This window comes from Aeromonas sp., assembly GCF_051657805.1.
GTDB lineage: Bacteria > Pseudomonadota > Gammaproteobacteria > Enterobacterales > Aeromonadaceae > Aeromonas.
In genome coordinates this window covers 150,405-176,412 of the sequence record NZ_JBOFLJ010000047.1, presented here as the reverse complement: position 1 = coordinate 176,412, position 26,008 = coordinate 150,405, and the positions used below count along the sequence as shown (strand labels likewise).

23 protein-coding genes are annotated in these 26,008 nt (G+C 62.7%); 13 read left to right on the top strand and 10 right to left on the bottom strand.

All coding sequences use genetic code 11. The features are described from left to right. Together ACRCYW_RS15565 and ACRCYW_RS15560 are read right to left on the bottom strand one after the other, a co-directional pair. On the bottom strand, positions 1–1,955 hold a 1,955-nt coding region (locus tag ACRCYW_RS15565; RefSeq protein ID WP_438550956.1), incomplete at its 3' end, for a VCBS domain-containing protein. A 76-nt stretch (positions 1,956–2,031) separates the two neighbouring features. Then, complete coding sequence (locus ACRCYW_RS15560; RefSeq protein ID WP_438550955.1) at positions 2,032–2,325, bottom strand: PilZ domain-containing protein; 294 nt, start codon at positions 2,323–2,325, stop codon at positions 2,032–2,034. 182 nt (positions 2,326–2,507) lie between these two features. Here ACRCYW_RS15560 and ACRCYW_RS15555 point away from each other — a divergent pair, with 182 nt between their 5' ends. Further along, on the top strand, positions 2,508–3,164 hold the full coding sequence (locus ACRCYW_RS15555; protein WP_438550954.1) for a response regulator transcription factor: 657 nt from the start codon (positions 2,508–2,510) through the stop codon (positions 3,162–3,164). 159 nt (positions 3,165–3,323) lie between these two features. Here the strand turns inward: ACRCYW_RS15555 and ACRCYW_RS15550 are convergent, their stop codons facing one another. Beyond that, complete coding sequence (locus tag ACRCYW_RS15550) at positions 3,324–3,692, bottom strand: conjugal transfer protein TraR (RefSeq protein WP_438550961.1); 369 nt, start codon at positions 3,690–3,692, stop codon at positions 3,324–3,326. Positions 3,693–3,789: 97 nt separating this feature from the next. Next, a complete protein-coding gene (gene dusC, locus ACRCYW_RS15545; RefSeq protein WP_438550953.1) occupies positions 3,790–4,734 on the bottom strand; it encodes a tRNA dihydrouridine(16) synthase DusC in 945 nt (314 codons plus the stop codon). Between the two features lie 208 nt (positions 4,735–4,942). Here dusC and ACRCYW_RS15540 point away from each other — a divergent pair, with 208 nt between their 5' ends. The 4 genes from ACRCYW_RS15540 (at position 4,943) to ACRCYW_RS15525 (ending at position 9,184) form a co-directional block, all read left to right on the top strand. Continuing rightward, positions 4,943–5,320 carry a YbaN family protein gene (locus tag ACRCYW_RS15540; protein WP_438550952.1) on the top strand — a complete coding sequence of 126 codons (378 nt, stop codon included), beginning with the start codon at positions 4,943–4,945 and terminating at the stop codon, positions 5,318–5,320. 131 nt (positions 5,321–5,451) lie between these two features. After that, positions 5,452–5,997 carry an adenine phosphoribosyltransferase gene (gene apt, locus ACRCYW_RS15535; protein ID WP_434662368.1) on the top strand — a complete coding sequence of 182 codons (546 nt, stop codon included), beginning with the start codon at positions 5,452–5,454 and terminating at the stop codon, positions 5,995–5,997. A gap of 181 nt (positions 5,998–6,178) precedes the next feature. After that, positions 6,179–8,728 (top strand): DNA polymerase III subunit gamma/tau, encoded by a 2,550-nt coding sequence (dnaX, locus tag ACRCYW_RS15530; protein ID WP_438550951.1) that lies wholly within the window; start codon positions 6,179–6,181, stop codon positions 8,726–8,728. Positions 8,729–8,854: 126 nt separating this feature from the next. Beyond that, positions 8,855–9,184, top strand: a complete 330-nt coding sequence (locus ACRCYW_RS15525) for a YbaB/EbfC family nucleoid-associated protein (RefSeq protein ID WP_050716988.1) — start codon at positions 8,855–8,857, stop codon at positions 9,182–9,184. Positions 9,185–9,328: 144 nt separating this feature from the next. Here the strand turns inward: ACRCYW_RS15525 and ACRCYW_RS15520 are convergent, their stop codons facing one another. Next, complete coding sequence (locus ACRCYW_RS15520; RefSeq protein ID WP_438550950.1) at positions 9,329–10,237, bottom strand: LysR family transcriptional regulator; 909 nt, start codon at positions 10,235–10,237, stop codon at positions 9,329–9,331. A gap of 109 nt (positions 10,238–10,346) precedes the next feature. Between ACRCYW_RS15520 and ACRCYW_RS15515 the strand changes: the two genes are divergently transcribed. Beyond that, entirely contained in the window at positions 10,347–11,213 is an 867-nt protein-coding gene (locus ACRCYW_RS15515) for a pirin family protein (protein ID WP_438550949.1), read from the top strand. Positions 11,214–11,293: 80 nt separating this feature from the next. Here the strand turns inward: ACRCYW_RS15515 and ACRCYW_RS15510 are convergent, their stop codons facing one another. Further along, a complete protein-coding gene (locus ACRCYW_RS15510) occupies positions 11,294–12,616 on the bottom strand; it encodes a YjiH family protein (RefSeq protein ID WP_438550948.1) in 1,323 nt (440 codons plus the stop codon). 455 nt (positions 12,617–13,071) lie between these two features. Between ACRCYW_RS15510 and ACRCYW_RS15505 the strand changes: the two genes are divergently transcribed. The 5 genes from ACRCYW_RS15505 (at position 13,072) to rplY (ending at position 20,104) form a co-directional block, all read left to right on the top strand. Beyond that, entirely contained in the window at positions 13,072–14,142 is a 1,071-nt protein-coding gene (locus ACRCYW_RS15505; RefSeq protein ID WP_438550947.1) for a helix-turn-helix transcriptional regulator, read from the top strand. 84 nt (positions 14,143–14,226) lie between these two features. Then, complete coding sequence (locus ACRCYW_RS15500; RefSeq protein WP_438550946.1) at positions 14,227–14,649, top strand: CBS domain-containing protein; 423 nt, start codon at positions 14,227–14,229, stop codon at positions 14,647–14,649. A 177-nt stretch (positions 14,650–14,826) separates the two neighbouring features. After that, positions 14,827–18,726 carry an ATP-dependent RNA helicase HrpA gene (gene hrpA, locus ACRCYW_RS15495; protein WP_438550945.1) on the top strand — a complete coding sequence of 1,300 codons (3,900 nt, stop codon included), beginning with the start codon at positions 14,827–14,829 and terminating at the stop codon, positions 18,724–18,726. Positions 18,727–18,822: 96 nt separating this feature from the next. Continuing rightward, a complete protein-coding gene (locus ACRCYW_RS15490; RefSeq protein ID WP_438550944.1) occupies positions 18,823–19,641 on the top strand; it encodes a hypothetical protein in 819 nt (272 codons plus the stop codon). Positions 19,642–19,816: 175 nt separating this feature from the next. Next, positions 19,817–20,104, top strand: a complete 288-nt coding sequence (gene rplY, locus ACRCYW_RS15485; RefSeq protein ID WP_025326956.1) for a 50S ribosomal protein L25 — start codon at positions 19,817–19,819, stop codon at positions 20,102–20,104. 126 nt (positions 20,105–20,230) lie between these two features. On the opposite strand, the gene ACRCYW_RS15480 is transcribed toward rplY, so the two are convergent. Genes ACRCYW_RS15480 through selD form a run of 3 tightly spaced genes read right to left on the bottom strand, consistent with a single transcriptional unit; the run spans position 20,231 to position 23,024 of the window. Continuing rightward, positions 20,231–20,875 (bottom strand): MBL fold metallo-hydrolase, encoded by a 645-nt coding sequence (locus ACRCYW_RS15480; RefSeq protein WP_438550943.1) that lies wholly within the window; start codon positions 20,873–20,875, stop codon positions 20,231–20,233. Then, a complete protein-coding gene (gene mnmH / locus ACRCYW_RS15475; RefSeq protein WP_438550942.1) occupies positions 20,869–21,990 on the bottom strand; it encodes a tRNA 2-selenouridine(34) synthase MnmH in 1,122 nt (373 codons plus the stop codon). The genes ACRCYW_RS15480 and mnmH overlap by 7 nt, the downstream gene beginning before the upstream one ends. Beyond that, positions 21,987–23,024 carry a selenide, water dikinase SelD gene (selD, locus tag ACRCYW_RS15470; RefSeq protein WP_438550941.1) on the bottom strand — a complete coding sequence of 346 codons (1,038 nt, stop codon included), beginning with the start codon at positions 23,022–23,024 and terminating at the stop codon, positions 21,987–21,989. The genes mnmH and selD overlap by 4 nt, the downstream gene beginning before the upstream one ends. 362 nt (positions 23,025–23,386) lie before the next feature. Between selD and ACRCYW_RS15465 the strand changes: the two genes are divergently transcribed. Both ACRCYW_RS15465 and ACRCYW_RS15460 read left to right on the top strand, forming a co-directional pair. Next, a complete protein-coding gene (locus tag ACRCYW_RS15465) occupies positions 23,387–23,839 on the top strand; it encodes an EamA family transporter (RefSeq protein WP_438550940.1) in 453 nt (150 codons plus the stop codon). A gap of 106 nt (positions 23,840–23,945) precedes the next feature. Further along, positions 23,946–24,590 carry a glutathione S-transferase family protein gene (locus ACRCYW_RS15460; protein WP_438550939.1) on the top strand — a complete coding sequence of 215 codons (645 nt, stop codon included), beginning with the start codon at positions 23,946–23,948 and terminating at the stop codon, positions 24,588–24,590. An 80-nt stretch (positions 24,591–24,670) separates the two neighbouring features. Here the strand turns inward: ACRCYW_RS15460 and ACRCYW_RS15455 are convergent, their stop codons facing one another. Beyond that, positions 24,671–25,864, bottom strand: a complete 1,194-nt coding sequence (locus ACRCYW_RS15455; protein WP_438550938.1) for an acyltransferase family protein — start codon at positions 25,862–25,864, stop codon at positions 24,671–24,673. Positions 25,865–26,008: the final 144 nt, after the last annotated feature.

Genomic DNA, 26,008 nt, shown 5'->3' with positions numbered 1-26,008 from the left:
TCGGCGGAGACCACGTCGAAGCTGTCGGTGTAGGTGATGCCGGCGGCGAACTCATTGTGGGCGCTGCTGGCGCTGTAACTCCAGGCCCCGGCGGCATCGTGGCTGAAGCTGCCGTAGAGCCCAGTCGTCGCCACCTGGGGTACGAAGCTGGCCGGGCTGTCGACATCGGTGATAGTCAGGGTGCCGCTGGTCGAGAGATCGGCGGCCGCGTTGGTCTCGGTCAGGTTGACCACATCGGCGGAGAGCACGGCGGCGTCGTTGGTGCCGAGGATCTTCACGGTGACCGAGGTGTGGGTGCCATCGGCGGAGACCACGTCGAAGCTGTCGGTGTAGGTGATGCCGGCGGCGAACTCATTGTGGGCGCTGCTGGCGCTGTAACTCCAGGCCCCGGCGGCATCGAGGCTGAAGCTGCCGTAGAGCCCAGCCGTCGCCACCTGGGGTTCGAAGCTGGCCGGGCTGTCGACATCGGAGATAGTCAGGGTGCCGCTGGTCGCGAGGTCGGCGGCCGCGTTGGTCTCGGTCAGGTTGACCACGTCGGCGGAGAGCACGGCGGCGTCGTTGGTGCCGAGGATCTTCACGGTGACCGAGGTGTGGGTGCCGTCGGCGGAGACCACATCGAAGCTGTCGGTGTAGGTGATGCCGGCGGCGAACTCATCGTGGGCGCTGCTGGCGCTGTAGCTCCAGGCCCCGGCGGCATCAATGCTGAAGCTGCCGTAGAGACCCGCGGTGGCCAGCTGGGGAACGAAGCTGGCCGGGCTGTCGACATCGGTGATGGTGAGGGTGCCGCTGGTCGAGAGGTCGGCGGCCGCGTTGGTCTCGGTCAGATTGACCACATCGGCGGAGAGCACGGCCGCGTCGTTGGTGCCGAGGATCTTCACGGTGACCGAGGTGTGGGTGCCGTCGGCGGAGACGACGTCGAAGCTGTCGGTGTAGGTGATGCCGGCGGCGAACTCGTCGTGGGCGCTGCTGGCGCTGTAGCTCCAGGCGCCGGCGGTGTCGATGCTGAAGCTGCCGTAGAGCCCGGCGGTGGCCAGCTGGGGAACGAAGCTGGCCGGGCTGTCGACATCGGTGATGGTGAGGGTGCCGCTGGTCGAGAGAGCGGCGGCTGCGTTGGTTTCGGTCAGGTTGACCACATCGGCGGAGAGCACGGCGGCATCGTTGGTGCCAATGATGGTCACCGTCAGAACCTGGGTGGTACCGTCGGCGGTGGCCACAGTGATGGAATCTGTATACTGCTGTCCCCCCACGAACTCGTTGTGGGGGCCGTTCATCTGATAGGTCCAGACCCCACTGGCATTGATGCTGAAGCTGCCGTAGCCGTGATTGCCGGCCACATTGGTCTGTGCCACGAAGGCGGCCGAGCTGTCGACGTCGCTGGCGCTGAGGGTACCGCCGATGGATTGGGCCCCATCGGTTTCGGTCAGGCTGGCGGTACTGGTGCCGGTGATCACAGCCGCGTCGTTGGCGCCGGTAAATTCGATCCTGGCCGTGGCCCAGCTCAGGGTGCCATTCCCGAGGCGGATCGAGTAGGTGAAGCTGTCGCTCAGCGTCTGTCCAGCGGAGAGCGCTTGCAGATCGTGCTTGAAGGCGGCCGACATCGTGCCGGCATCGTATCCCACCTTGCCATCCGCGGTGATCCAGATCTTGGCGCCGTAGAAGCTGGTATCCGTACTGACGGATTCGTACCTGGCCGTATCCTGGACAAGGAGATCGGCGGGGGCATAGAGCTTGGTGGAGGTGGATGCGCTGATCCCATCGTCCAGGGACCAGAGCGTCTTGGCATTGCCACCGAGATCGTTGGCCATGACGTCGAGATAGACGATGCCCGCGAAATCCTCGGTGATGAGGGTGCCGCTCACGCCACCGATGAGGGCGGTGCTGAAGGTGTCATCCTTGGCTTGGGGGGTGTTGGAAAATGAGGTAACGGTTCCGCCGCTGGTCGTGGTGCTGGCCATGTCAGTTCTCCTTGGCTCTACGATGACGAATCGCCTCGCCGGCAATGTCGTCGCGCAATCGGCAACCGTTGTGGATCTACTTGAGCAACAGTTGCAGTCCCTTGATCTTTATTGCAATCCCAGTCAGATAGCCCATGTGGTCCACCCGCACTACCTGCCCACAACACCGTACCTTCATGGCCCTGTGTGCGGCCCCCAGATCGAGCTCGAAGCTGATCTCATCGTCCTGAAGATCGATGTCGTCCAGTTGCAGGTAGCAGCCGCCTACGCTGATGTCTCGGGTGAACCCTGTCTGGCCTTCCAGCCGGACCGGTACCATCACCTTGACGCGTTCATGCAGGCGAGCATGGGGGTGAGATGGTGTTGTCATGCAGATAGCCTAGGTCAGAAGGTCGGGATGAAAAATGGAAAAATCAGACCGTTTTATGCATGACAAGGCATCCAACGAAGCAGGACAAAACCAGGAGATTTCGACTAGTTTGAGTAGGGAGAGGCGCATTGCCAGGGGCTGTGCGCCGGCAACATGGACGGCGGAATATTGGGGAGTAAGGCATGGATGCCAGAGTCAACCTGATCTTGGTCTGCGACTTGCCCATAGTGGCATGGGGGCTGCGAGAGGCGATCAATGCACAGCTGTGCCAGTTGGCGCTTGTGGCCTGTGTGGCCCATCCCTCCGAGGTCGCCCAATGGATAGAGGCCGACAAGCGCTATGTGGTGCTGCTCGATCTGGATGGCGGCAACGGGATCGAGCAGATCCCCACACTGCTGTCCGGTCCCAACGTCCGGGTGCTCACCCTCTCCACCACAGAAGATCTCGAGCAGCAGGACAGGGCCGTCCTGGCCGGCGCCTGCGGTGCCATCAGCAAGCGGGAGTCGGTCGAGGTGCTGTTCAAGGCCATCCTGAAGGTACATGACGGTGAATACTGGGTCGATCGGGCCGCGACGGAGCGGATCCTGATGGCGGTCGCCAGAGAGAAGGGGAGGGATCACGCCGAGCAGGAGAAGATAGCGCGGCTGACCCGCAAGGAGAAGCAGACCATAGCCGCTATCACCCTGGGGTCGGATGCGAGCACGATGGAAATTGCGGATCGCCTCAACATCAGCGAGCACACCCTGCGCAACCACCTGACCTCAATCTACGCCAAGCTGGGGGTGCGCAACCGGATGGGGCTCTACGCCTACGCGCAGAAGCACGCCCTGATTGACTAGCCTGGGGCCGTCCCATGGGTGAAAGCGCGACACGATCGCCATGTCGCACCATCCTGGATGCTCGTCTCGGATCGAATGGGCCAGTCATTCGCGGTGTGATCACAGGCCTTGGTGAGCCGGGGGAAGGGGAGAGGGAATAGAAGAGGGGAAGGGGACCCCTCAGAGTTCGTGAGCGTGGAACCCTTTGCAGTAGCGGGCTTCGCAGCGCGGACAGCGTTGCAGGCTGGGATCCTGCTCCAGCTGGGCGGAGGAGAGAGGCTCTTCACAATCGGAGCAGAGACCATAGAGGCCGAGATCCATCTGGCAGATGGCGGCATCGATCCGCTTGAGGCGGGCAACCCGCTGATCCACCTTGGGCAGCCGAAGGCGAGCGATGAGATCCACCAGTTGATCGCGCTCACAACCCTCGATCTGTTCTGCCCAGTCGCTGCGCCGGTTGGCTTTCAGCTCGGCAATTAACTCTTTTCTCACTTGCACCCAGTCTGCCTGCAAGCGATCACGCCACTCGGCCAGCTGGGTTTGTGTTATTTCGCACACACGCGCCCCCTTGATACGGATTATAAAACTCGGCCAGTATAGGGATGCGCGTGGGTTGTCGAGATGACATGAGTCAAGTAAAAGTGGGTTAGCTCACAGTTTTCGCGGCTTGCAGCAGGGCTTCCCGAATAGGTCCCGTCTCCTTATGCAGACGAATATCCCGGAACAGCTCGTCTGCCTCAGCATATTCGCGTTTGAGGTAACTGAACCACTGCTTGATCCGGCTGGGGTAATAGTCGGCCTTCTCGCTCGCCAGATCCTGCTCGGTGTAGCTCACCATCAGTTGCAGCACCTCGGCCCAGCTCATGTGGGCGCAGCCTGTCTTCATCACGTTGGCGAGGTTGGGCAGGGAGATAGCGCCGCGTCCCACCATGAGGGCGTCGCAGCCGGAGACACGGGCGCAGGCGAGGGCATCCTGGTGATCCCAGATCTCCCCGTTGGCGGTCACCGGAATGGGCAGGGCGCGGCGGATGGCATCCACATACTCCCAGTGGGCCGGTGCCTTGTAACCCTCCTGCTTGGTGCGGGCGTGCACCGCCAGCTCACAGGCCCCGGCCTGATACACGGCCTGGGCGTTGTCCATATAGAGGGTCTTGTCATCGTAGCCGAGGCGGATCTTGGCGCTGACCGGCAGATGGGCGGGTACGGCTTCACGCACTGCCTTGACGATGCGGTAGATGGTCTCGGGCTCCTTGAGCAGCACGGCCCCCCCCTTGCTCTTGTTGACCGTGGGGGCGGGGCAGCCGAAGTTGAGATCCACCCCGGGGGAGCCGAGTTCGATGGCGCGCACCGCGTTCTCGGCGAGCCACTCCGGGTGCTGGCCCAGCAGTTGCACCCGCACCGGGGTGCCGGCGCGGGTCTTGCCATCCTGGCGCAGTTCGGGACAGAGGCGATGGAACACCTTGGCGGGCAGCAGCTGATCGACGACCCGGATGAATTCGCTGACGCAGAGGTCGTAATCGTTGACGGAGGTGAGAACCTCCCGCATCAGGTGATCCAGCACCCCCTGCATGGGGGCCAAAATAACGCGCATAACCGGTTCCGCAAGGATGAAGGAGTAAAAAGGAGGGCAGATTGTAGAGGTATTGGGGGACGCTGTCAGCGTTGTTCCCCAAGTAAAATGAGGTGAGGGCGGTGGGCGCTCAGATAACGCGCATACAGACGCCAGGCCCATCGCGGCGCTGTCGGTGCCTTGGGCAAGTCTGCTAGGCTAGGGAAAGATGTATTGAACCGGAGTCCTAATGAAGCGTTGGTGTTTGATGGCCCTTGGCTGGTTGGCCTTTGCCACGGGGATCGTCGGGATCGTTCTGCCCCTGCTGCCGACCACCCCCTTCATGTTGCTGGCGGCGGCGCTGTTTGCCCGCTCATCTCCCCGTTTTCATCGCTGGCTGCTGGCTCATCCCTGGTTTGGCCCCCCCATCCATGACTGGCAGCAGTATCGCGGCATCCGCCGTCATGCCAGGCGCCGTGCCATCGTCTTTATCCTCATCTCCTTCTCGGTGTCGCTGCTGGTTGTACCCCTGCCCTGGGTGCGGCTCCTGCTGGTTGCCATTATGGTGATCCTGCTCACCTGGTTAATGCGCCTGCCGGTGCTGGAGCCAGTTGCAATGGAGAAGTGAAATCCCTAAGCTATTGCAGCAATAATGCTATGGAGTCGGCCCGTCATTTTTGCGTGACGGGCCTTTTTATTGCCCCAGGCGGCATTCACTCAAACCGCCACTGCAGGGCTCAAAAAATAAGCGGTCAAATAATGAATCCGGATACCCTGAAGTTTATCGAAGCGAGCATCAAGACCATTCCCGACTACCCGAAGCCGGGCATCCTGTTTCGCGACATCACCAGCCTGATCGAGAACGCCGAGGCCTTCAAGGCCACCATCGATCTGCTGGCCAATCACTACCGTGATCAAGGGATCACCAAGATCGTCGGCACCGAGGCCCGCGGCTTCATCTTCGGCGCCCCGGTCGCCTTCGCCATGGGGCTGGGCTTCGTGCCGGTTCGCAAGCCTGGCAAGCTGCCCCGCGCCGTCATCGAGGAGTCCTATGCCCTCGAGTACGGTACCGATACCCTGCAACTGCACACCGATGCCATCGTTCCCGGTGACAAGGTACTGGTCGTGGACGATCTGCTGGCGACCGGCGGCACCGTCGACGCCACCGTCAAGCTCATCCGCCGCGCCGGTGGTGAGGTGGCCGATGCGGCCTTCATCATCTCCCTGCCGTCCCTGGGGGGTGATGCCCGCCTGACCGCCGCTGGCGTCAAGGTGGTTTCCCTGGTCGAACTCGCCGGGGAATAAGCCGCCGGTTTGACCGACAGGCAGGCCTCGTCAGCCTGCCTGTCGACGTTATGACCCATGCCTCCCCGGCATCGGTTTGAAAATGAAGCGATCCCGCCCCGGGCGCCTCATCCCCCATACAGCCCGCCCCGCATTTGTGTTAGCATCCGGCTCAAAGCCTCGTTTTCCAGCATCGAGATCTATGAGCTATCAGGTTCTGGCGCGTAAATGGCGCCCCCATACGTTTGAACAAGTGGTTGGCCAGCAGCATGTGCTGACCGCCTTGACCAATGCCCTGGATCAGGGGCGGTTGCACCACGCCTATCTGCTGAGCGGCACCCGCGGGGTAGGCAAGACCACCATAGCCCGCATCCTGGCCAAGAGTCTCAACTGCGAGCAGGGGATCAGCAGCCACCCGTGCGGCGTCTGCGACACCTGCCGGGAGATCGATCAGGGCAACTTCGTCGATCTGCTGGAGATCGATGCGGCGTCCCGCACCAAGGTGGAAGACACCCGCGAGCTCCTGGACAACGTCCAGTACAGACCCGCCCGCGGCCGCTTCAAGGTCTACCTCATTGATGAGGTGCACATGTTGTCGCGTCACAGCTTCAACGCGTTGCTGAAAACCCTGGAAGAGCCGCCTCCCTATGTGAAGTTCCTGCTGGCTACCACGGATCCGCAGAAGCTGCCCATCACCATCCTCTCCCGTTGCCTGCAGTTCCACCTGAAGAGCCTGGATCAGAGCCAGATCGCCAAGCAGCTGGAATGGGTGCTGGATCAGGAAGGTCAGCCGTTCGAGCCTCGCGCCCTGTTGGCGCTCGCCAAGGCGGCCGACGGCAGCATGCGCGATGCCCTGAGCCTGACCGATCAGGCCCTGGCTCACGGCAACGGCAGCGTGCGGCTGGATAGTGTGCTCACCATGCTGGGGACGCTGGATCACCATCATCTGCACCAGCTGCTGGAAGCCATCTTGCGCCAGGACGCTCCGGCGACCATGGCCAAGATCACCGAAATAGCCACCCTGGGGCCGGACTTCGATCAGCTGCATGCCGAGCTCGAAGCCTTGCTCCACCGCGTCGCCATGGCGCAGCTGCTCCCCGCCAGCGTGCAGGAGCAGGGGGCGGACGCCGATGCCCTGCTGCAACTGGCGGGGGCCATGAGCCCGGAAGAGGTGCAGCTCTGCTACCAGATCGTGCTCGGGGGCCGCAAGGATCTACCCTGGGCGCCGGACGGGCGCACCGCCCTGGAGATGACCTGTTTGCGCATGCTGGCCTTCTCCCCGCGCCGCGAGGTGCTGCATCCCGCCAGCCTGAGCGCCGTCCCCGTTTCCATGCAGGCCATGCCGGTGGCCGGGGGGGCGGCATCCGCCACCCTGGGAAAGCCTCGCGGGGCTGAGCCTGCCCCAACCGCGCCGGCCACTCCGGAGCCGGCACAGGCCCATCCCCTCGATACCGTGCGTGCCGAGGGGACACAAGAACCTGTGCTTGAAGAGGATGCCGAGACCATAGAGGCTGGCCAGGAGACGTTGACGCCGCTCTTCGCCGAGCAGGAGGAGTTGCTGCAGGCCGCCCGGCAGATGGGCTATGAGGGGACGCCGGATCTGGCCGAACCGAGCCCGGCCCAGGCCACTGAGCCGAACACGCCCGCCGCACCGGCAGCGCCTGCCGTGCAGCATGAGCAGGCCAATGCAGCTGACATTGCTCCCCAAGAGGCGATGCCGACCGAGCAGGCCGCGCCATCCGCCGCGTCCAGCATGCAGAGCCTGCTGGGCAAGCGCAACTTGCTGCGAAGCCGCCTGCGGGGGGATGCCACCAGCCCGGCGGCAACGTCCAGGGCGGCGCCAGGCAAACCCGTGGCGGCTGTCCAGCCAGCACTCGCTCCCGCACCGGCCGCTAAGCCGGTTGCCGAGGCCTGGCAGCCTGCGGCCCCGGCTCGGCAGCCTACGACTCCGGCTCGGCAGTCTGCCGCCATGGGCTACGATGACTTGCCCCCCCTCGACGCCTATGAGGAGGAGAGTGGTGGTGATTACGAAGAGTACCTGAGTCAGGGCTTTGGTGACGCCATCGCCAGCGCGCCCTTGCCCCAGGCCGCACCGACGCCGCGAGCGGCCGCGCCTGCACCAACCAGGGCGCGACCAGAGCCGGACGATCTGCCGCCCTGGGATCTGGACGGGGTGCCGTCCGCCGCAGCCTCTGTTACCGCGTCGGCAGCTCCGGCTCCACTCCCCATGGCAGCAGCCGAGCCGAGCGAGCCTCAGCCCGCCCCCCCCCTGATGGAAACCATCGACTGGGATGAGCTGGAAGGGGACGCCGAGCAAGATGAGGGGGAGGAGGTTTCGCGGCTTATTCCCTCCTCACTGCTGATCAACTGCGGCGACCCCTGGGCCGAGCTCATCGCCCGTACCGGCGTGGGGGGGCGCTTGCGTCAACTCGCCATCAACTCCGTGATGAGCCAGCAGGGGGACAGGGTGCTGCTTACCCTCAAGCCCGAGCAGCGCCATCTGGTGAGCGATCGGGCCCGCGCCGATCTGGCCGAGATCATCGGCCCCGAGCTCGGGGGCACCGTGCAGGTGGAGGTGACCCTTGGCACGGATCCGGCGCACGAGACGCCGCTCGAGATAGAGCATCGTCTCTATCTCGGGGTGCGCGAGCAGGTGAGCCGGGATCTGGCCGAAGATCCTCATGTACAATTTTTGCAGCAGCGATTTGGCGCCGTGCTCCATCCCGAGAGCATCGAGCCCCTGAGCCGTTGAAGACGATGGATTAATGGAGACCGGGAGCCTGGCTCCCGGTTGAAAACACCGTTGGCTGCCCCCATCTGGGGTAGAACGAGCCCACAGCCCGGCGCGTATGCCGGATTTCAAGACGAGAGACGACCTATGTTTGGTAAAGGTGGAATGGGTAACCTGATGAAACAGGCCCAACAGATGCAAGAGCGCATGCAGAAGATGCAGGAGCAGCTTGCCCAGATGGAAGTAGTCGGCGAAGCCGGTGCCGGCATGGTCAAGGTCACCATGGCCGGCAGCCACAGCGTGCGCCGTATCGAGATCGATCCCAGCCTGATGGAAGATGACAAGGAGATGCTGGAAGACTTGGTCGCCGCCGCCGTCAATGACGCCGTGCGCCGGGTGGAAGAGCAGAACAAGGCAAAGATGGGCGAGCTGACCGGTGGCATGCAACTGCCCCCGGGCATGAAGCTGCCGTTCTAAAGATTTGGATGTGGGCACCTGAGTGCCAGATCCTGAAAAAGGCCGGAGCAAATGCTCCGGCCTTTTTGTTTAAGGCGTCTTTGTTTAAGGCTTGGGGCCGAGGTGGGGGCTCTAACCACAGACGGAACAACCTCATGGCTCCGCTCACCGTGTCGCCAGGGGGGCAAACCTTTGGGCGAGGTGATCGATCAGGGCTCGTACCGAGGGCAGCAAACCCCGTCGGCTGGGGAAGACGGCATGGATCACCTCCTGACGCGGTGCCCAACTGGGCAACAGATGCCGCAGGCTGCCGTCACTCAGCGCCTCCTGTACCATCATGGTGGGCAGTTGGACGACCCCGAGACCCTCGATGGCCGCCCGCCGTAGGCCCTGCATGTCAGTGGTGACAAACCTGGGGCTGTGATGCTGCCTCACCTCGGCGCCATCAGGCCCCAGCAGCTGCCAGCGGTGACCCTCCATGGTGCTGCCATGGCCAAGGCTCGGCCAACCCAGCAGATCCGCCGGCCCCTTCGGCTCGCCATGACGGGCAAGCAGGTCTGGGCTGGCGAGCAGGCACTGGTTTGCATACCCCAGTACCCGCATGGCCAGCTCGCTGTCTTCCAGGGGCAGGGGCCTCACCCGGATGGCGATATCCAGCCCCTCGCTCACCAGATCCACCGCCCGGTTCACCCCGATGAGCTGCACGCCGACCCTGGGGTACTGCAGGGCAAATTCCACCAGCATCTTGCCCACATGGGCGTGGAGCAGATCGATGGGGCAGGAGAGACGCACCACGCCGCAGGGCTCGGTCCGGGTGGAGTCGATGATGGCCTGGGCCGCCTCTGCCTCCACCAGCATGGCCCGGCAACGGGCGTGATAGGCCTGGCCCAGCTCGGTGACCTGAAAACTGCGGCTGGAGCGCTGGATGAGGCGCACCCCCAACCGCTCCTCCAGCAGGGCGATGCGTCGACTGAGCTTGGATTTGGGGATGCCGAGGGCCCGTCCCGCCTGGGCAAAGCCGCCGTTGTCCACCACCTGGACGTAGTAATAGAGATCGTTGAGATCGGGAGTCATGGCTTTATCGTTCACAATATAGGACGCTGAGGCCCAATATTACGCCTACCGCCGTTGTCGTTCCATCCACATAATGATCCCAGGCACCATCATCGAGTTGGAGAGGATCATGAAAAGAGTCATCGGTATCTACAGTGCGCCGCGCGCTCACTGGGTGGGCGACGGTTTCCCGGTTCGTTCCCTGTTCTCCTACCAGAGCCACGGCAAGGCCCTGAGCCCCTTCCTGCTGCTCGATCGGGCGGGTCCCATGGAGTTTGGCCCGGCCACGGCCCCAAGAGGCGTGGGTCAACATCCGCACCGGGGCTTCGAAACGGTCACCATCGTCTACAAGGGGGAGGTGGCCCATCGCGACTCCACCGGACAGGGGGGGGTCATAGGGCCGGGTGACGTGCAGTGGATGACGGCGGCGGCCGGCATCATGCACGACGAGTTTCACTCCGAGGGGTTCAGCCAGCAGGGGGGCACCCTCGACATGGTGCAGCTCTGGGTCAATCTGCCCGCCAGGGACAAGATGTCGGCCCCCGGTTATCAGGCCATCGGCAGCGACAGCATTCCGGTGCAGCCCCTTGCCGATGGGGCCGGGGTGGTACGCATCATCGCCGGTGAGCTGACCGGGGCGAGAGGGCCGGCCCGCACCTTCACCCCCATGAATGTCTGGGATCTGAGATTGAACGGTGGTGCCAGCATGGTACTGCCACTGGTGGATGGCTGGAACAGCGCCCTGATCGTGCTCAAGGGGCGGGTGCGGATCAATGGCCAGGAGGAGGCGACCGAGGCGCAGCTGGTGCTGCTGGATCCCAGTGGCAGCGAGGTGCAACTTGAGACGAGCGAGGATGCGGTGTTACTGGTGCTGAGCGGCGAGCCCATTGATGAGCCCATCGTCGGTTACGGCCCCTTCGTGATGAATACCCAGGCCGAAATCGTGCAGGCCATCGACGATTTCAACAGCGGGCGTTTCGCCCAGATTGCGCCCTGAGCCCAGCGTCATCAAGTTGCACAGATAAGAAAACAAAGCGCCATTGGGCGCTTTGTTGTTTTGCGGCAAAGGATGCCGGGCTAGCTCAGCCAACCAAGGGCTATCGCCAGTCGACCGCAGAGGGCGGCCAGCAAGATGCCGAGCAGGGTTCGCAGCAGCCAGATCACCACCAGCTGCCCCAGGTTCACCGGGATCTTGGTGGCCAGAATGCAGGGGATGGAGGCGGAGAAGAAGAGCACTGAGCTCACCGACACCACGGCCGTCACATAGCGCACCAGCAAGTCCGCATCCTTGAGCAGGATGGCGGGCAGGAACATCTCAGCCAGCCCCGCCGACAGCGCCCGCGCCGTCTCAAGCGGTTCACCCAACGCCAGCAACCAGGTCAGCGGCCACAGCAGCCATCCCAGCAGATCAAACAAGGGGGTGTGCTGGGCCAGCAGCAAGCCCAGCAGGCCCACCGACAAGATGGTGGGCACCACGGCGGCGGCCATGGTGACGCCATCTTTCAGGTTGTCCATGAGCTGGCGCGAGAGAGAGTCCGCCTGACGGGATTGGGAGAGACCACAGGCGAGGGCCGCTTGCCAGCGACTCTGGCCCGCAGGCAGCGGTTCGTCGGTTTCCCCTTCATCGTTCATGGTGCTGATGGGGGGCACGCGGGCCAGGATGGCGGTGATGACGAAGGTGATCACCAGGGTGGACCAGAAGTAGAAGTTCCAGTGCCCCATCAGGTCGAGGGTCTTGGCCACGATGATCATGAAGGCGGCGGAGACGGTGGAGAAGCCGGTGGCGATGATGACCGCCTCCCGCACCGTGTATTTCCCTGAGAGGAAGACCCGGTTGGTGATGAGCAGGCCGACCGAGTAACTGCCGACAAAGGAGGCCACCGCATCGATGGCGGAGTGGCCTGGGGTGCGCCAGAGCGGGCGCATAACGGGTTGCATCAGGACGCCGATGAACTCCAGCAATCCGAAGCCGAGCAGGAAGGTGAGGGCCATGGCGCCGATGGGAACGATGAGGCCTACCGACATGGCGAGCTTGTCAAACAGGAAGGGCAGCCTGTCCGGCGTCATCAGCCAGGCGGGGCCCAGATCGGTGACATAGAGGATGGCCAGCCCCAGCCCCAGCAGCTTGAACAGGCTCAGCACCCGATCGATGGGGCGGGCACGCCAGCGACCGTCCAGCAGGGGGCTGATGGCACCATAGGCGATCAGCAGCAGGATGAGACCGACGGCGAGGGGGCGCTTGGCTATCAGGAAGCCGGCCAGGTGATCCACCAGTATGGTGCTGCGACCCGCCAGCTCGAAGGGAACGAAGAAGATGGCGATCCCGATCAGGCTGGTGAGCCATAGCTTGATGCCGGCTCCGGTGCGGGTGGGGGCGGTCAGGGTATTCTCAGGCTCCATTGTTCCTCCTTGTGATCCTCATGGGTCAACTCCTGTCGAATGTTGATTTGTATATACAATATCGGCTAGGAAGCAAAATGAAAGCAAAAAATTCACTAAAAAGTAACAACTTTAGTGTGAAGACCCGTATGGGTTTTATGCAGTCGGGTCTGACAAGGGGACGCTCGGGTTCATGGCTGAGTGGGGCCGAGGCCTGAAGGAAGGGAAGGGGTCGGCACAAAGGGAAAGGGCAGTGACGGGAACCTCGTTAAGCAGATAAACCCCTTTTCAAGCGACAAGAACAAGTTGAAACATTAGTTTGGATTTAAAAACTTTTGTTGCCTGCTTTCATATGTATCGTTTTCATGACTATTCATGGATTAGTTATAAAGGCTTTATTGATTTGATGGCTTCTCGAGTTTCCCATTGCAGAGTAAGATGCCTCTTCAATAAAAATAAGAATTAGGAGTTCGGGTGTGAAGGCATTAGTAAAAGAAAGGATATCGCCCTATATCAGCCAGTTATATGAGTGCGGTATTAATGATTCTGACATTAAGTTGGTGGTGGACCAATTTCGCGTTGAACTGTCCGGCAGCTCGTCCCTGTTCTTATTGCGGGATGATGACAAGAGCGCCGGCATCAAGCTCTTCGCGAGCGGCTTGACCGAGGCCCAGCAGCAGTTTTATGTGCAACACCATCGCCAGGATGTGTGGTTCAATCATTATCTGGACAAGGGCTGCCAGGGGATAGTCAACGCCAATGCCATCTCCAGTTCACCGGGGCTGCTGGCGAGTTTTGGTGCCCAGTATGCGGCGGGCGGTGTCTGCCGGGTGAAGGGGCGGGGGCTCAGCAGTCTGTGCAGTTATCGTGGCAGCGCCCAGGATGATTTCAGCGCCCAGGATATCTCCTCCCTCACCGAGATCTATTCCGGTCTGGCGGCCTGGAGTCAGCATTATTGGAACCTGCTCGCCCTGGAAACGCAGAATTATCAACTGCAACAACTGGTTAAAAACCATAATAAGCCCAGTGCCATCATAGATGACAAGGGGCATATTCATTATTCCAATGTGGCGTTCAATCGCATCTCCGATGAAAATGTGGAGTTGCGGGCCATGAATGGTATCTTCTCGCTACAAAATAAGGAGCAGCAGCGTCAGTTCAAGGAGATATTGAACGGCTTCGCCTATTTGCTGCCGGGGGCCAGCGCTTATATGTCTATTCCCCGTCAGGCGGATTTAAGACCGCTGCTGGTGCAATGCACCCTGATGAGTGGTCTCAACCGCTTCGAGCGTTACGTGGAAGTGGTGCTGCGCGACCCCGAGCACGCCTTCAACCCGGACATCGAGGCCCTGGCGAGCCTCTATCCCCTCACCATCGGCGAGAAGGAGTTGCTGGTGTTGATGAGCAAGGGCTACAGCAGCAACGACATTGCCGAGCTGCGCGGGGTCAAGGTGGAGACGGTGCGATCCACCCTGAAGGGGGTCTTCAAGAAGACAGACTGCCACAGTCAGAACGAGCTCTTGCTGCTGCTGCAGTCCATCTCCTGAGGCCCGGCGGGCTATGCTTGGGGTGAGCCGGACATCCCGCCCGGCTCGCGCCTCCCGCCCGGGAGGCCTGTTGGGGGAAGCGTCATGGAATCACTCAAGGCGAAGGATTATATGCAGACCCGGCCCATCACGTTCAGCGCAGACATGATGGTACAGGCCGCCGTCACCAAGTTTCTCAACAGCCATCAGCTCGGCGGTCCTGTGGTGGATCCCCAGGGCCATCTGATCGGCTGGGTATCGGAGCAGGATTGCATCGCCGTCATGCTCAAAGAGGCCTATCACTGCGAGCAGGTGGCTCAGGTCAGGGATGTGATGCGCAAGGAGGTGCTGGCGGTCGACCCCGACACCAGCATTCTGGAGTTGGCGGAGATGATGATGGGGCAAAAACCCAAGATCTACCCGGTGGTGGAGGGGGGACGGCTGCTTGGAGTCATCAGCCGTCACAACGTGATGCAGGCCATCCATGCCCAGCTCGGCACCTGCTTCGTGCGCCAGGCCAGGGTATGAGCCCTGGTGGTTAATAAGAAACGGGAGCAGGCAGGGTGCCTGCTCTTTTTTATGTCATCTGAATGCCTTCGCCTGGGAGGGACTGCTTTAAGGCTTGCACCGCTCCCCCCCGCTCTTTAGGATCTGCCCCAGCTATCGCATTGGCCCCTTGCGGGCTTCTCATAAGGAATCAGTACCTTGTCTCTCTCTCTCGAGGCGCTGCGTCGCCGCTTGTCCGCCTGCATGAATCTCGACGCCCGCCGTCTCTCCAGCCGTCTGCACGGGGTCAAGAAGCTGCCAGAGGCCAAACAGGCCGCCGTCTTGGCGACCATAGCTGCGGATCTGGAGGTGGCCGAGGCGCGCTACCGGTCTCGCCTGGCCGGCGTGCCAAAAGTCACCTATCCGGACAACCTGCCGGTCAGCCAGAAGCAGGCGGAGATCGCGAAAGCCATCAGCGAACACCAGGTGGTGATCATCGCGGGGGAAACCGGCTCCGGCAAGACCACCCAGATCCCGAAGATCTGTCTCGCACTCGGACGCGGGGTGAAGGGCTATATCGGCCACACCCAGCCGCGCCGTCTGGCGGCCCGTACCGTGGCGGCCCGCATCGCCGAGGAGATGGAGTCCGAGCTCGGCCAATTCGTGGGCTACAAGGTGCGCTTCACGGATCAGGTGAGCGAGCAGACCCACATCAAGCTGATGACGGACGGGATCCTGCTGGCGGAGATCCAGAACGACCGCCTGTTGACCCAGTACGACACCATCATCATCGATGAGGCCCACGAGCGCAGCCTCAACATCGACTTCATCCTCGGCTACCTCAAGCAGCTGTTGCCGAGGCGGCCGGATCTCAAGGTGATCATCACCTCGGCCACCATCGACCCCCAGCGCTTCTCCCGCCACTTCAATCAGGCGCCTGTCATCGAGGTTTCCGGCCGTACCTACCCGGTGGAGGTACGCTATCGCCCGCTGATGGAGGGAGAAGGGGATCGCGACGAACTGCAGGGGATCTTCGACGCCGTCGAAGAGCTGGCCCGGGAAGGGCTAGGCGACATCCTTATCTTCATGAATGGGGAGCGGGAGATCCGCGACACCGCCGACGCCCTGCGCAAGCTGAACCTGCGGGACACCGAGGTGCTGCCGCTCTACGCCCGCCTCTCCAACGCCGAGCAGAACAAGGTATTCCAGCAACACGCGGGGCGGCGCATCGTGCTCGCCACCAACGTGGCGGAGACTTCCCTTACCGTGCCGGGCATCCGTTACGTCATCGATCCGGGCACCGCCCGCATCAGCCGCTACTCCTGGCGCACCAAGGTGCAGCGCCTGCCCATCGAGCCGGTCTCCCAGGCGAGCGCGAACCAGCGCAAGGGGCGCTGCGGCCGGGTGGCGGACGGTATCTGTATTCGTCTCTACTCGGAGGAGGACTTCAACAATCGCCCAGCCTTCACCGATCCCGAGATCCTGCGCACCAACCTGGCCTCCGTCATCCTGCAGATGCTGGCGCTGGGGCTCGGCAACATGGAGGCCTTCCCCTTCGTCGAGCCGCCGGAGTCCCGCCACATCAAGGACGGCCTGACCCTGCTGAAAGAATTGGAGGCGGTGAAGGAGCTGCCTGCCCGCCATCTGAACGGGCGGGAGCTGGAAGAGAAGCTGCAGCTCACCGAGACAGGTCGCCAGCTGTCGCGCATCCCCCTCGATCCGCGGCTCGCGAAGATGGTGATCACGGCGGCGCAAACCGGGTGTCTCAGCGAAGTCATGGTGATCACCGCGGGTCTGAGCATCCAGGATCCCCGCGAGCGCCCCATGGAGAAGAAGCAGGCCGCCGACGAGCAGCACAGGCGCTTCGAAGACAAGGACTCCGACTTCCTCGCCTTCGTGAACCTCTGGAATTACCTGAAAGAGCAGCAGGATCAGCTCGGCAGCAACCCGTTCCGCCGCCTGTGCCAGAAGGAGTTCCTCTCCTACCTGCGGGTGCGCGAGTGGCAGGACATCCACTTCCAGCTGCGCCAGACGGTGAAGGAGCTCGGCTTCAAGACCAATGTGGAACCCGCTGACTTCAAGACGGTGCACTGCGCCCTGCTGACGGGGCTGCTCAGCCATATCGGCAACAAGGATCTGGAGAAGCCCGAGTTCCTCGGCGCCCGCAACGGCCGTTTCCACCTGTTCCCAGCCTCCGGCCTGTTCAAGAAGCCGCCCAAGTGGGTGATGGCTGCCGAACTGGTGGAGACCTCGCGCCTCTACGCCCGCATCAACGGCAAGATTGAACCCGAGTGGGTGGAGCCGCTGGCGGGGCATCTCATCAAGCTGCACCACAGCGACCCTCACTGGTCGAAGAAAAATGGGGCCGTCATGGCCAAGGAGAAGGTGACCCTCTACGGCCTGACCCTGGTCAACGAGCGCCTCATCAACTTCAGCCGCATCGATCCCGCCCAGTGCCGCGAGCTCTTCATCCGCCGCGCCCTGGTGGAGGGGGACTTCGAGACCCGTCACCGCTTCTTCGCCGAGAACAGAAAGCTGTTGGCGGAGGTGGAGGCGCTGGAGCACAAGTCGCGCCGGCGCGACATCCTGGTGGACGACGAGGATCTGTTCCGCTTCTACGATGCCCGCCTGCCGGAGGAGATCATCTCCACCCGCCACTTCGACAAGTGGTGGAAGGAGGCGCAGAAGCGGGCTCCCGAGCTGCTCAACTTCGAGAAAGAGATGCTGATGAAGGGGGATGCGGCCCACATCAGCGATCTCGACTACCCGAACGTCTGGCAGCAGGGGCGCCTCAAGCTGAAACTGAGCTACCAGTTCGAACCGGGGGAGGCGGCGGACGGCGTCACCCTGCATATCCCGCTGCCCCTGCTCAACCAGGTGGAAGTGAAGGGGTTCGAGTGGCTGATCCCCGGGCTGCGTCACGAGCTGCTGGTGGCCCTCATCAAGTCCATGCCCAAGCCCATGCGCAAGAACTTCGTGCCGGCGCCGAACTACGCCGACGCCCTGCTCGCCAGCATCAGCCCCGAGCAGGGGCCGCTGCTGGACGAGATGGAGCGCCAGCTGCGCCGCATGACGGGGGTCACAGTGCCCCGCGAGTCCTGGGACTGGGCTGCGGTGCCCGATCACCTGAAACTTACCTTCAGGGTCGTGGACGACAAACAGAAGAAGGTGGCTGAAGGCAAGGATCTGGAGGCGCTGAAAGAATCCCTGCGCGGCCGGGTGCAGGAGACCCTGTCCCAGGTGGCGGACGATGACATCGAGCAGTCCGGCCTGACCCTGTGGAGCTTCGGCGAGTTGCCGAAGGAGTACAGCCAGAAGCGGGCCGGCTTCGAGGTCAAAGCCTATCCGGCCCTGGTGGATCAGAAGGATTCGGTCTCTATCCAGCTGGTGGAGAGCCCTGTGGTACAGCAGCAGCTGATGTGGGCGGGCCAACGGCGGCTGGTGCTGCTGGGGGTGCCGTCTCCCATCAAGTACCTGCAGGAGAAGCTGCCGAACAAGGCCAAGCTCGGCCTCTACTTCAATCCCTTCGGCAAGGTGGCCGATCTCATCGATGACTGCATCGCCTGCGGCTGCGACAAGCTCATCGAGCAGCACGGCGGCCTGGCCTGGGACGAGGCGGGCTTCGAGGCCCTCAAGGAGTTCGTGCGCGCCGAATTGAACGATGCCGTGGTGGAGGTGGCCAAGCAGGTGGAGGCCGTGCTGACCCTGTCCCACGAGATCAAGAAGCGGCTCAAGGGCAAGATGCAGCTCGACACGGCCTTTGCCATGTCCGACATCCAGCTGCAGCTGGACAAGCTCATCCACAAGGGATTCGTCACCGAGACCGGCTGGCAGCGGCTGCCGGACTTGCTGCGATACCTGCGTGCCATCGAGCGGCGCCTCGAGAAACTGGCCATCGATCCGAACCGGGATCGGGTCTACATGCTGAAGGTGCAGAGCGTGGAGTCCGAATACAAGGCGCTGCTCGCCAAGATCCCGAAATCCCAGCTGATCCCGACCGAGGTGGCCAACATTCGCTGGATGATAGAGGAGCTGCGGGTCTCCTTCTTCGCCCAGCAACTGGGCACCCCCTATCCGGTTTCCGATAAACGGGTGCTCAATGCGATTGCCCAGTGCTAAGCTGCTATCTATCTGTTTTCCTGAATCATTGTGTGATGGGGTGACAGGAAGAGTCAGGGGCAGGGCGCGAACAAGAAGAGACGGGGAGGCGCAACTATGTGGGGGATCTGGTTAGGGGCCGCGCTGGTCAATATCAGCGGCTATCAACCCATCGCGGAGCAGACCTGGGTGCAGCTCAATCCGGAGTACTATCCGGCGCACCGCGCCGTGCCGCCCATCTTCGTGGCCTGGCGGGGCAATCAGTTCCCGCCGCTGGAGCAGAAGAAGAAAAATGGCCGCTGGCAGATCCTCTTCCCCGCTCGCCTGGTGCCCCCTTTCGACTTGTTCGAGGGAGAGGCCCAGCTCTCCAAGGCCTATCTGGCGCGCCTCAAGCGTATCGACGAGATGGCCTACGGAGTCTCCCCCCATCAGGGGAGCACGCCTGTGCAGGCGGTGGCCACGGAGATTGAGCCCGGGATGCAGCCCTTTATCGCCGAGTTCTCCTTGCCCACCCGGGGCGCTGTGCGCCGGCAGGCGGGAGAGCCTCTGCTGGCCAATCTGGGGTATGGCCCCTCCCTTGAGGGCGCCACCCAGTTGGCCTCTCGCCCCATGAGTGTCCCTGAGCAAGGCGGGGAAGCCACGCTGACCCTGTCGGCTCCCGCGGCCGGAGGCTCTCAGCCTTGTCATCGGGTAGCGGCGGGGGAGACCCTCTGGCGCATCGCGAGTGAGCTGGTCTCCCAGGGGAGCAGGGGGACGGATACCTACAGCTACCTGCTGGCGCTGGTGGAGGAGAACCGATCCAGCATGGGGGCGGGGATCCGGGTCAGGACGGGCCAGCGCCTCTACTGCCCGCGGGCCGAGACCCTGGCCCGGTTCGATGCCATGAGCCCGGCCCAGCGTCAGCAGCAATTTGCCCGTCTGGAGCAGGGGCACTGAGGGGATGGCGGCCTTTGCACGGCATCGGCCAGCCATGAGCCAAGAGGGAATACGGCGAAGAGCACCCCGGCGGCTTGTATCCACCAAGGCCCCATGCTAGTATTCGCGCTCGTTTTGCGAGGTGCTGACCGGTCGCAGTCAACACCATACATTCATCTTAAAAGAGATAACTACTATGTCTTTCGTATTCCAAGCTGAAGTCCGTTCTGACCTGGGGAAAGGTGCGAGCCGCCGCCTGCGTCATGCTGACCAAGTTCCTGCCATCGTTTACGGTGCAGGCAAAGAAGCCGTGTCCGTTACCCTGGACCACAAAAAGCTGATCCTGGCCCAAGAGAAGCCGGAGTTCTACTCCTCCGAGCTGACCCTGGTCATCAACGGCGAAGAAGTTAAAGTGAACGTGAAGGCTATCCAGCGTCACCCGGTTCGCTATAAGCTGGTTCACCTGGACTTCGTACGCATCTAATTGCGTCAGTCCGGTTGAATGAAGAGCCACTCCTCGGAGTGGCTTTTTGCATTCTGGCGTTTGGGCCAGGGTGTGGATCTAGAAGAAGGGCGACCCTGGGGTCGCCCTTCTCTTTGGGATGTGCGGCTACCAGGCAGGCTGGCTGAGGTAGGGGTTGCTAACCCGCTCGTGGCCGAAGGTGGAGCTGGGGCCGTGGCCCGGGATGAAGACGATGTCATCCCCGAGAGGCAGCAGGGTCTCGGTGATCGAGCGAATGAGAGTGGCGTGATCGCCGCGGGGGAAGTCGGTACGGCCGATGCCGCCGGCGAAGAGCACGTCACCGACCCAGGCGAGGCGTTCGGCCTGGCTCAGCAGGATCACGTGACCCGGGGTATGGCCCGGGCAGAAATAGACCTCCAGCTCGCAGTTGCCGAGCGCCACCTTGTCTCCCTCTGCCAACCAGGCGTCCGGGGTGAAGGCCGGGGTGTGGGGGAAGCCGAACATCTGGCTCTGCCGGGGCAGCATGTCGAGCCAGAAGGCGTCTTCCTGGTGGGGCCCTGTGATGGGCACGCCGGTCTGCTTGCGCAGCTGGTCGGCGGCTCCCACGTGATCCAGATGACCGTGGGTCAGCAGGATCTTGGCGAGCGTCAGCCCATGTTTGGCGATGGCAGCCAGCAGCCTGTCGGCCTCGCCGCCCGGGTCTATCAACGCCGCCTGACGGGTCTCGTCACACCAGATGAGGGAGCAGTTCTGGGCAAAGGGGGTGACAGGAATGATTTCAAATTTCAGCATGTCGAACTCTTCTGATTGGCGTGTTGCTCGGCAAAGTAGGCGAGGCATGCCGCCTTATCACCCCGGAAGCGGATCCGCTCTCGCTTGTTGTCGAGTTGATAGAGGTACATGGGGTCGTAGTAGCGGGTCAGCAAGAGGCGGATCCATGCCAGATGCGGCTCGGTGTCGCCGCTATTGGCCTGCTCGGCGAGGGCTGCCTGCATCAGGGCATCCAGCTCCCGGTGATCCTTGTCCCCGAGGCGGCGCTTGAGGCGCGCCAGGGCATCGGTCAGGTAGGCGGCAAACAGCGGCCAGCCTTCCTCGGCGCCGTACATTTCCCGATAGCGCAACCAGAGATCCTCGACGTAATCGGCCCGGATCTGCTCGGCGCGCTCCTCTTGTGGCACGTCCACCACCACCAGCGGTGCCTGGCACATGGCCTCATAGAGGTTCAGCGGCAGGGCGCAGCGACCGATGAGGCGGCTCTCGTCCTCCACCACGAAGGCGGATTCTCCGAGGTGGCGGCGCTTGAGCAGCTCGATGGCGAGCCTGTTCTCGAAGTTGATGTTGCTGGGCTGGCCACCCGGCAGCTGGCCGAAGGAGGAGCCCCTGTGGTGAGCGTGCCCCTCCAGATCCACCGCCTGGGCAACTTGCCCCAGCATGTGGGTCTTGCCGGAGCCCGTCATGCCGGTCAGCACGGTCCAGTGACACTCGGCCGAGGCTTTGTCTTGAGTATCCATGAGGAAGCGGCGCAGCTCCTTGTAGCCACCGGCCACCCGAGGGCGGGTGACGCCGGCATCCGCCAGCCACTGCTGCACCGTCTGGGAGCGCAGGCCGCCCCGAAAGCAGTAGAGCAGGGTGTCGGGCTGCTGGCGCAACTGGGCCAGCCAGCCCTCCAGGCGCTGGGCCCGCACATCTCCACCCACCAGCTGATGACCCAGCGCGATGGCTGCGGCCTGGCCCTGCTGCTTGAAGCAGGTACCCACCTGGGCGCGCTCCTCATCCGTCATCAGCGGCAGGTTGACGGCATGGGGGAAGGCCCCCTCGTTGAACTCGATGGGGGCGCGCAGATCGATGAGCGGCACATCTTCCAGGAATATCCGGGCCAGATCCGTCGCCTGGGGCAATTCACTCATTGGATGACCTCGATAAAGCGTGCACCCACGAGAGGCTTCATCACCCCGATGGGGGAGAGGGAGAGACCGGCCTCGCGGGCAATGCTCAGCAGCTCGGCCTCGCTCTCCTTGCCGACCGCCACCAGCAGGCCACCGCTGGTCTGGGGATCGCACAGGATGTTGCGGGTGCGATCGTCCATGGCGTCGAGCTTGTGGCCGTAGGAGTCGTGGTTGCGCAGGGTGCCGCCGGGGACACAACCCTCGGCGAGGTAGTGATCCACCTCGGGCAAGAGCGGCAGGGCATTGAACTCGAGGCGGGCAGAGAGCTGGGAGCCTTCGCACATCTCCAGCAGGTGGCCGGCGAGACCAAAGCCGGTGACGTCCGTCATGGCGTGCACGCCTTGGAGCGTGGCGAAGCGCTGGCCAATCTTGTTGAGGGTACACATGGCCTCGGGGGCCAGCTGCTCGTGCTCGGGCTTGAGCTTGCCCTTCTTCTGGGCCGTGGTGAGGATGCCGATGCCCAGCGGCTTGGTCAGGTAGAGCACATCCCCCGCCTTGGCGGTGTCGTTCTGCTTGATGGCATCGAGCGGCACTATGCCGGTCACCGCCAGGCCGAAGATGGGCTCGGGGGCGTCGATGCTGTGACCACCGGCCAGGGAGATCCCAGCCTCGTGGCACACCTGGCGGCCACCGTCGATCACCTGCTGGGCCACTTCCGGCGCGAGCGTATTGATGGGCCAGCCCAGAATGGCGATGGCGACGATGGGTTTGCCCCCCATGGCGTAGATGTCGCTGATGGCGTTGGTGGCGGCGATGCGACCGAAGGTGAAGGGATCGTCGACGATGGGCATGAAGAAGTCGGTGGTGGAGACGATGCCCTGGCCGTTGCCGATATCCACCACGGCGGCGTCATCCTTGCTGCTGTTGCCGACGATGAGGGTCGGGTCGTCAAATCCCGGGATCTGGCTCTTGAGGATGGTGTCGAGCACCTTGGGGGAGATTTTGCAGCCGCAGCCAGCGCCGTGGCTGTATTGGGTGAGACGAATGGAAGACATACTGACCCCTCTTGGTTCAAGCTCGCATGAAGCGGTTCGATATGGGTGCGGTCATCGCATTGCGGATAATCGCAGAAAACGGGTGAGCCTGGGTGGCGGGGCGAGCTGACGGAGCGCGCCGCGTGGGGACTGGCCCCAGACCGTGCCACCCAAGGCCACGGGACGGGGCATTATGCCACAAAGAGGGTGAGGGATCCGATTCGCAATTGAGGTGGAACCTGAAGCGAAGAGGGCGGTGACGCTCGGGGCAAGAAGTGGAGGAGGGCAGACCGGGCGGAGTGCCTGCATCCATTGATGGACAGGATCCCGTCCTCCCCAGGCTCTGCTACAACTAGCTCACCCCCGTGTTGCAAGGCAAGATCATGAGCAACTCGTTTTTTTCGACCCTGAACTGGTTTGGCTGGGCCCTGCTGTCGGCTCTGTTCGCCGCCCTGACCGCCATCTTTGCCAAGCTCGGGGTGGCGCAGATCAACGCGGATCTGGCGACCCTGATCCGCACCGCCATCATCTTCCTGCTGCTCTGCCTCTATGTGACCACCACTCGTCAGTGGAGCAATCCCCTGGCGCTCTCCGGCCACAGCTGGCTCTTCCTCGGCCTCTCCGGGCTGGCCACCGGGGCCTCCTGGCTCTGTTATTTTCGCGCCCTGCAGCTAGGTGACGCCGCCCAGGTGGCCCCCATCGACAAGTTCAGCCTGGTGTTGGTGGTGATCTTCGCCGTCCTGTTTCTGGGAGAACGCCCCTCCCTGCGGGAATGGTGCGGCATCGCCCTCATCGCCGGGGGCGTCATGGTGCTCGCCTTCAAGGAGCAGGGATAAACACAGAATCTGCCATTGGTGACATATTTCGCTGTCTTGGTTGGATTTTATGAATGACACGCACTGTTTATTGGATAAATGCAATGACACATAAGGATCCGGTGATATGAAACTCTATGCCCATCCCTTCTCGTCCTACAGCCAGAAGGTGCTGATCGCCCTCTACGAGAACGCCCTGTCGTTCGAGTACCACAACCTGGAGTCCCCCACGGTGAAGGCCGAGCTCGCCGGCCTCTGGCCCCTCAAGCGCTTCCCCGTGCTGGTGGATGAGGGGCGCACCCTGCTGGAGAGTAGCACCATCATCGAGTACCTGCAGCTGCAGCACCCGGGCCCCAGCACCCTGGTACCCACCGGGGAGTCGGGCATTGAGGCCCACATGCTGGACCGCCTGTTCGACAACTATGTGATGACCCCCATGCAGAAGGTGGTTCTGGACAGGCTGCGTCCGGCCCCCGAGCGCGACGGTTTCGGGGTCACCGAGGCGAAGGCTGTGCTGGACAAGATCTACCCCTGGCTGGACAAGTACCTCGCCGGACGAGAGTGGGCGGCGGGGGAGCACTTCACCCTGGCCGATTGCGCCGCCGCGCCCTCCCTCTTCTACGCGGACTGGGCCCACGAGATCCCGCCCGCCTGCGCCGTGCTTAGAGCCTATCGCGCCCGGCTGCTGGCCCACCCCAGCGTCGCCCGGGTGGTGGACGAGGCGAGACCCTATCGCCACTACTTCCCCCTGGGGGCGCCTCAGCGGGACTGAGGCTCAAAGCCTCAATAAGAAACAGGCCCGCATGGATTGCGGGCCTGTTTTATGGCGCTGGAAGGCGCGGTGACGCCGGTTTATTCCTCTTGCTTCACTGGCCTTGGCCACGGTCGCTTGATGCCCTGCCAGCGGCGCAGCTTGCGCTGCATAGGCCGCTCAAACCCGATGTAGCTCAGCCAGGAAATGCCGAGCAGCAGGGTCAGCATAGTGAGGGTCGCGAGCAACCCCAGCAGCGGGTTGGTCTGGGCATACCACCAGTCGGTGAGGCCGGGGGCCAGATGATGGATGAGCTCTATGCCCGTGAGCAGCACCAGAACGTGCCAGAGGTAGAGGGAGTAGGAGAGATCCCCGAGCCAGTTGGTGATTCTATTGTCGAGCAGGCGCAGCAGCGGGCTTTGGCGCTCGCCTTGGGCTGCGGCAATCCAGATCAGCAGCACATAGGCGCCAATCAGCAGCAGGGTCAATGGCGCCGTCATGGTGAATTGCAGCAGCACCCAGGGCAGGGCAAAGGCCAGCAAGAGCGGCAGATCCTGCCTCATCATGGGCAGCTGCCGGCTCGCCTTGACCCTGGGCAGTAGCCAGAGGCCGAGCACGAATTCGCTCACCCCTCGTCCCACCGCCAGCACACCGCTGGTGACATCCAGGGTGCCCTGGCGGTGAACGATAAACGCCAGCACAGTGAAGGCCAGCAGCGGGGCGAGATGGCTCCAGCGGCTGTGGGTGAGGGCGAGTGGGATGAGCAGTGGGAACAGCAGGTAGCTTATCCACTCCACGCTCAGGGACCAGGCGGCGAAGTTCCAGGTCAGGCCATGATCCGTCACCACCTGCAGCAGCAAGAGGGCGCTCGGCAGGGCCTCCACCGGGGTGAAGGGGGAGCCAAAAGGCGGCATGCCCTCCCACTCCCACATCTTGAACAGCGGACCTGCAAAGAAGCCTATCTGATGCTGGGCCTTGTAGAGCTCCCAGCCGACCAGCAGCAACAGGGTGAGCAGATAGAGGGGGTAGACCCGGGTCAACCGCAGCCAGAGAAAGCGGCCATAGCCGATGGTGCGATTAGGGCCAGCGCAGGCCTGCCCATAGACGTGGGCCAGCACCAGTCCGCTCAAAATGAAGAAGAGATCGACCCAGAGGTAGCCGTTCTCGATGAGTTGTGTCACCTCGGCGATGGGCTCCTTCCACTGGGGAAACAGCAGTAGCCTGGCGTGGAACAGCACCACCATCAGGGCAGCAATGCCCCGCAGCGACGTTAACAGCGGCAATGATTGATTCATGTGGGACCCTTGTGATGTTCAGCTTGGCCTGACATCGTTTTTGTTGTTTTGCAGACCCCTTGGGCCCGCAGCCTCGACTCATGGCGGTCGCAGGCGGGATCACAGTACGCAAAAGAGAGTCATATGGATGTGATTTTTATCATA

What these genes read in the sequence shown, in the direction of transcription:
- rplY (WP_025326956.1), top strand. Translation starts at nt 19,817, where the DNA reads ATGTCTTTCGTATTCCAAGCTGAAGTCCGTTCTGACCTGGGGAAAGGT.
- ACRCYW_RS15480 (WP_438550943.1), bottom strand. Translation starts at nt 20,875, where the DNA reads ATGCTGAAATTTGAAATCATTCCTGTCACCCCCTTTGCCCAGAACTGC.
- selD (WP_438550941.1), bottom strand. Translation starts at nt 23,024, where the DNA reads ATGTCTTCCATTCGTCTCACCCAATACAGCCACGGCGCTGGCTGCGGC.
- mnmH (WP_438550942.1), bottom strand. Translation starts at nt 21,990, where the DNA reads ATGAGTGAATTGCCCCAGGCGACGGATCTGGCCCGGATATTCCTGGAA.
- ACRCYW_RS15520 (WP_438550950.1), bottom strand. Translation starts at nt 10,237, where the DNA reads ATGACTCCCGATCTCAACGATCTCTATTACTACGTCCAGGTGGTGGAC.
- ACRCYW_RS15490 (WP_438550944.1), top strand. Translation starts at nt 18,823, where the DNA reads ATGTGGGGGATCTGGTTAGGGGCCGCGCTGGTCAATATCAGCGGCTAT.
- ACRCYW_RS15460 (WP_438550939.1), top strand. Translation starts at nt 23,946, where the DNA reads ATGAAACTCTATGCCCATCCCTTCTCGTCCTACAGCCAGAAGGTGCTG.
- ACRCYW_RS15500 (WP_438550946.1), top strand. Translation starts at nt 14,227, where the DNA reads ATGGAATCACTCAAGGCGAAGGATTATATGCAGACCCGGCCCATCACG.
- ACRCYW_RS15525 (WP_050716988.1), top strand. Translation starts at nt 8,855, where the DNA reads ATGTTTGGTAAAGGTGGAATGGGTAACCTGATGAAACAGGCCCAACAG.
- ACRCYW_RS15455 (WP_438550938.1), bottom strand. Translation starts at nt 25,864, where the DNA reads ATGAATCAATCATTGCCGCTGTTAACGTCGCTGCGGGGCATTGCTGCC.
- ACRCYW_RS15555 (WP_438550954.1), top strand. Translation starts at nt 2,508, where the DNA reads ATGGATGCCAGAGTCAACCTGATCTTGGTCTGCGACTTGCCCATAGTG.
- ACRCYW_RS15465 (WP_438550940.1), top strand. Translation starts at nt 23,387, where the DNA reads ATGAGCAACTCGTTTTTTTCGACCCTGAACTGGTTTGGCTGGGCCCTG.
- ACRCYW_RS15515 (WP_438550949.1), top strand. Translation starts at nt 10,347, where the DNA reads ATGAAAAGAGTCATCGGTATCTACAGTGCGCCGCGCGCTCACTGGGTG.
- ACRCYW_RS15560 (WP_438550955.1), bottom strand. Translation starts at nt 2,325, where the DNA reads ATGACAACACCATCTCACCCCCATGCTCGCCTGCATGAACGCGTCAAG.
- ACRCYW_RS15510 (WP_438550948.1), bottom strand. Translation starts at nt 12,616, where the DNA reads ATGGAGCCTGAGAATACCCTGACCGCCCCCACCCGCACCGGAGCCGGC.
- apt (WP_434662368.1), top strand. Translation starts at nt 5,452, where the DNA reads ATGAATCCGGATACCCTGAAGTTTATCGAAGCGAGCATCAAGACCATT.
- ACRCYW_RS15540 (WP_438550952.1), top strand. Translation starts at nt 4,943, where the DNA reads ATGAAGCGTTGGTGTTTGATGGCCCTTGGCTGGTTGGCCTTTGCCACG.
- dnaX (WP_438550951.1), top strand. Translation starts at nt 6,179, where the DNA reads ATGAGCTATCAGGTTCTGGCGCGTAAATGGCGCCCCCATACGTTTGAA.
- dusC (WP_438550953.1), bottom strand. Translation starts at nt 4,734, where the DNA reads ATGCGCGTTATTTTGGCCCCCATGCAGGGGGTGCTGGATCACCTGATG.